A 4646-nucleotide genomic window follows, 5' to 3' on the forward strand; every position below is an offset into this window, starting at 1 on the left:
CTCGACCTCGTCGCCGGCTTCGCCGCCGAGACCGGGCTGGCGGCGCCCTCGCTGCCCTGGCACACCCGCCGCACGCCGGTGGCCGACCTCGCCGCGGCGCTGGCGCTGACCGCCGGCGCGCTCGGTAAGATCGCCACTGACGTGTGGCTGCTGGCGCAGAGCGAGGTCGGCGAGGTGGCCGAGGCCGCCGGGCCCGGCCGGGGCGGCTCGTCGGCGATGCCGCACAAGCGCAACCCGGCGCTGGCGACCCTCGTCCGCTCCGCCGCGCTCCAGGTGCCCGCCCACGCGCAGGTGCTGCTCGCCGCGCAGGCGGCGCCGCTGGAGCGGCCCGCGGGGGAGTGGCACGCCGAGTGGCAACCGCTGCGCGAGTGCCTGCGGCTCACCGGGGGCGCCGCCGAGACCGCCGCCGAGCTGCTCAGCGGGCTGGAGGTGGCGCCGGACCGGCTGCGCGCCAACCTCGCCGCGCTGCTGGACGTGCTCGGCGAGGACCCCGGGCCGGGCGCCGCGCCCGCCCTGGTCGACCGGGCCCTGGACGCCTACCGCAGGAGCCGCCCGTGACGCCCCGCCCCGCCGCGAGCCGCTCGCCGGGCCTTCCGCTGCGGTACCGCCTGGACGGCCCGCGGGACGCGCCGGTCCTCGTGCTGGGCCCGTCCCTCGGCACCTCGATGGACCTGTGGCTGCCGCAGTTGCCCGTCCTCGCCGCGTCGTGGCGGGTGCTGCGCTACGACCTGCCGGGCCACGGGGGCGCCCCGCCGCCGGAGGGCCCGTTCACCGTCGGCGACCTCGCGGGCGGCGTGCTCGACCTGCTCGACGCGCTGGGCGCCGCCGAGGCCGGGTACGCCGGGGTGTCGCTCGGCGGCGCCGTCGGGACGGCGCTGGCGCTGCGCGCCCCCGGCCGGGTCGCCTCCCTCGTGCTGTGCTGCACGTCGCCGCGGTTCGGCGATCCGGAGCCGTGGCGCGAACGGGCCGCCCTCGTCCGCCGCGAGGGCGTCGGGCCCGTCGCCGAGACGGCGGCCGGACGCTGGTTCACCCCCGGGTTCACCGGCGCCGCGCCCTACGTGGCGATGCTGCGCGGCACCGACCCCGAGGGGTACGCCGCGTGCTGCGAGGCCCTCGCAGCCTTCGACGTGACGGCCCGCCTCGCCGGCGTCGTCGCGCCGACCCTGGTCGTCGCGGGCGCGCGAGACCGCCCCACCCCGCCGGACGGGCACGCGTCGCGGCTGGCCGAGGGCATCCCCGGCGCCCGCCTGACCGTCCTGGCGGACGCCGGGCATCTCGCCGGCGTGGAGCGGCCGGACGCGGTCACCGAGGCGATCACCGAACACCTGGACCGCACGTGGAAAGGACGGGGCCGATGAGCCGCGACGACGACCGCACCGATGGACGGCGCCACGCCGAGGGCATGCGCACGCGCCGCGAGGTGCTCGGCGACGCCCACGTGGACCGCGCCGTCGCCCGCGCCGACGGCTTCACCGCCGACTTCCAGGACATGATCACCCGGTACGCCTGGGGCGAGATCTGGACCCGGCCCGGCCTGGACCGCCGGACCCGCAGCTGCGTCACGCTGACCGCCCTGGTCGCCGGAGGCCACCTCGACGAGCTGGCCATGCACGTGCGGGCGGCGCTGCGCAACGGGCTGACCCCCGACGAGATCAAGGAGGTGCTCCTGCAGACGGCCGTGTACTGCGGAGTCCCGGCGGCGAACTCCGCGTTCGCCGTCGCCCAGCGGGTACTCGCAGAGCAGGAGTAGCCGGCCGGGAACCGGGACGGCGGCGGTACGGGGCAGAGGCAGAGCAGGGGGCATGGCGGGCACGTCCGAGCACGCGCGTCCGGTCAGCGTGACCGGCAAGGTGATGGCGATCCTCAACGCCTTCGCGCTCGGCGACGTGCGCCTCACCCTGAGTGAGATCTGCCGGCGCGCGGGCCTGCCGCTGGCCACCGGCCACCGGCTGGTCGGGGAGCTGGCCGGGGGCGGTTTCCTGGAGCGGCTGCCCGACGGCACCTACCGCATCGGTACCCGGCTGTGGCGCATCGGCAGCCAGGCCCCGGCCGTCACCGGCCTGCGCGAGCTGGCGCTGCCGCACATGGAGGACCTCTACGAGGCCACCCACGACAACGTGCAGCTCGCCGTCCTGCGCGACCTGCGGGTCCTGGTCGTCGAGCGGCTGCGCGGCACCCGCTCGCTGCCCGTCCTCACCCAGGTCGGCGCGACCCTCCCGCCGCACGCGACGGGCGTCGGCAAGGTGCTCCTCGCGCACGCGCCGCCCGACGTGCTGGAGGCGGTGCTGGCCGACGGGCTGCCCCGGCATTCGGCCCGTACCATCACCGACCCGGCGGAGCTGCGCCGCTGCCTGGCGCGGGTCCGCCGCACCGGCTACGCGGTGACCCGCGACGAGATGACGCTCGGCGCCGCGTCGGTGGGCGTCCCGGTGCGCGACGCGGCGGGCAGCGTGGTCGCGGCGCTGTCGCTGGTCGCCCGGACCCGCGGCGCCGACCCGCGGCGGCTGGTGCCACCCTTGACGACGGCGGCGCGGGCTCTGTCCCGCGACGTCGCCGCGCACTGGCCCGGACCTTCCGGGGTCCTTTCCGGTGACCGGAAGACCGGCGCCTGAACCGCGGCGGCGACCGCCAGCATCGCAGGTGAACCGATGACGAGGAGGCTCGATGCGCACCCAGGTCGCGATCGCCGGCGGCGGGCCGGCGGGGCTGCTGCTGTCCCATCTGCTGCACCTGCGGGGGATCGCCTCGGTGGTGCTGGAGAGCCGCGACCGCGCGTACGTGGAGCGGCGGCAGCGGGCCGGGATGCTGGAGCAGGGCACCACCGACGTCCTGCGTGAGAGCGGCGTGGGCGAGCGGCTCGACCGGGAGGGACTCGTCCACCACGGCCTGGAACTGCGGTTCGGCGGGGCGGGACACCGTGTCCCGCTCACCGATCTCACCGGCCGCACCGTCACCGTGTACGCGCAGACCGAGATCGTCAAGGACCTCGTCGCGCGGCGGCTGGCGGACGGCGGCGACGTGCGGTTCGGGGCGGAGGTCCTCGCGATCGACACGGCGGGCGCGAGCGTGACCTTCCGGCAGGACGGCCGCGTGCACACGCTGGAGTGCGACTACGTCGCGGGCTGCGACGGCTTCCACGGCGTGAGCAGGCCCGCCGTGCCGGGCGTGCGGACGTTCTCCCGCGACTACCCGTTCGCCTGGCTCGGGATCCTCGCCGACGTCCCGCCGTCCACCGACGAGCTGATCTACGCGATGCACGAGCGGGGGTTCGCGCTGCACAGCCTCCGCTCGCCCACGGTGAGCCGCCTGTACCTGCAGGTCGCGCCGGACGAGGACCTGGCCGCCTGGCCCGACGCCCGGATCTGGGACGAGTTGGCCGCGCGGTTCGCGACCGCGGACGGCTGGGAGCTGCGGCGGGGCCCGGTCACCGACCGGTCGGTCACGCCGATGCGCAGCTTCGTCGCCGAGCCGATGCGCCACGACCGGCTGTTCCTGGCCGGGGACGCCGCGCACATCGTCCCGCCCACGGGCGCCAAGGGCCTGAACCTGGCGGTGTCGGACGTGACGCTGCTGGCGCGGGCCCTCACCGAGCGGTACGCGTCGGGCTCGGAGGGGCTGCTCGACGCCTACTCCGCCGCGTGCCTGCGGCGGGTCTGGCGGGCCGAGCACTTCTCGTACTGGATGACCACGCTCCTGCACGTGGACCCGGCCGCCGACGGCTTCGCCAGGCGGCTCCAGCGGTCGCACCTGGACTACGTGGTGTCGTCCGAGGCGGCGGCGCGCACGCTGGCGGAGAACTACACGGGGCTGCCGCTGGAGGGCTGAGCCGGGGCGTCCCCGGCGCCGGTGAGATGCACGTCACTTAAGTGACAGATCCTGAATTTTTGCAGGCTGTGCAAGTTTGCCCTACGGTGGTGTCATGACACCGCCGGGCCTGCGCGAGCGCAAGAAGGTCGCGACCCGCGAGGCGCTCAGCCGGGCGGCGGTGCGGCTCGCGTTCGAGCTGGGCGTGGAGCGGGTGACGATCGAGGCGATCGCCGCCGCGGCGGGGGTGTCGCCGCGCACGTTCCACAACTACTTCGCGGGCAAGGAGGAGGCGATCGTCGCGCCCCTCACCGACGGGGCGCGCGCCGTGATCGAGGGACTGCGGGCCCGGCCCCGGGACGAGCCCGTCTGGGACGCGCTGCGCCAGGCGATCCGGGAGGCGCTGGCGCCCGCCGGCCCGCGCGACGAGGTCCGCGCGCTGCTGCGGGTGGTCAAGCAGAACCCGGCCCTGGTGGCGAGCCGGCTCTGCGGGATAGGCGAGATGCAGTGCTCGATCGCCGAGATCGTCGCGGACCGCACCGGCACCGACGCCGTCCGCGACCCGTACCCGCACCTGGTCGCCGGGGCGGCCGCCCTCGCCATGCGCACCGCCGCCGAGCTGTGGGCGGAGGGCGAGACCGGGAGCGGGCTGCCCGAGCTGCTGGACTCCGCGTTCGCCCAGCTGCGCGCGGGGCTGCCCGTCCCCGCCCCGTCCCTTCCGGAACCGTGCCTCCCCGATCCGTGCTCCACCGGCTCGGGCTCCGGCTCGACGGCCGGGGCTGGGGTGCGCCCGGCCCAGTTCTCCAGCTGCGCCACGAAGCGCTCGGCGTGGACGGGCCAGT

The 4646-nt window shown here is 76.5% G+C and carries 6 protein-coding genes; all 6 read left to right on the forward strand.

The annotated features are described in order from the left end of the window. A partial coding sequence (locus tag E1291_RS39385) for a lyase family protein (protein ID WP_242614663.1) occupies positions 1 to 558 on the forward strand: 558 nt, incomplete at its 5' end. Then, positions 555 to 1358: a 3-oxoadipate enol-lactonase gene (gene pcaD / locus E1291_RS39390; RefSeq protein ID WP_306434507.1), complete on the forward strand. Its 804-nt coding sequence runs from the start codon at positions 555 to 557 to the stop codon at positions 1356 to 1358. The genes E1291_RS39385 and pcaD, both read left to right, overlap by 4 nt. Beyond that, positions 1355 to 1750 carry a 4-carboxymuconolactone decarboxylase gene (gene pcaC / locus E1291_RS44955; protein WP_306434508.1) on the forward strand — a complete coding sequence of 132 codons (396 nt, stop codon included), beginning with the start codon at positions 1355 to 1357 and terminating at the stop codon, positions 1748 to 1750. Before pcaD ends, pcaC begins: the two co-directional genes overlap by 4 nt. A 52-nt stretch (positions 1751 to 1802) precedes the next feature. Further along, entirely contained in the window at positions 1803 to 2612 is an 810-nt protein-coding gene (locus tag E1291_RS39395) for an IclR family transcriptional regulator (protein WP_131743111.1), read from the forward strand. Between the two features lie 52 nt (positions 2613 to 2664). Further along, on the forward strand, positions 2665 to 3825 hold the full coding sequence (locus tag E1291_RS39400; protein ID WP_131743112.1) for a 4-hydroxybenzoate 3-monooxygenase: 1161 nt from the start codon (positions 2665 to 2667) through the stop codon (positions 3823 to 3825). A 94-nt stretch (positions 3826 to 3919) separates the two neighbouring features. After that, on the forward strand, positions 3920 to 4646 hold a 727-nt coding region (locus E1291_RS39405), incomplete at its 3' end, for a TetR/AcrR family transcriptional regulator (protein WP_131743113.1).

The sequence above is a fragment of the Actinomadura roseirufa genome (assembly GCF_900659635.1).
GTDB classification, from domain to species: Bacteria; Actinomycetota; Actinomycetes; order Streptosporangiales; family Streptosporangiaceae; genus Spirillospora; species Spirillospora roseirufa.

What these genes read in the sequence shown, in the direction of transcription:
- pcaC (WP_306434508.1), top strand. Translation starts at nt 1,355, where the DNA reads ATGAGCCGCGACGACGACCGCACCGATGGACGGCGCCACGCCGAGGGC.
- E1291_RS39395 (WP_131743111.1), top strand. Translation starts at nt 1,803, where the DNA reads ATGGCGGGCACGTCCGAGCACGCGCGTCCGGTCAGCGTGACCGGCAAG.
- E1291_RS39400 (WP_131743112.1), top strand. Translation starts at nt 2,665, where the DNA reads ATGCGCACCCAGGTCGCGATCGCCGGCGGCGGGCCGGCGGGGCTGCTG.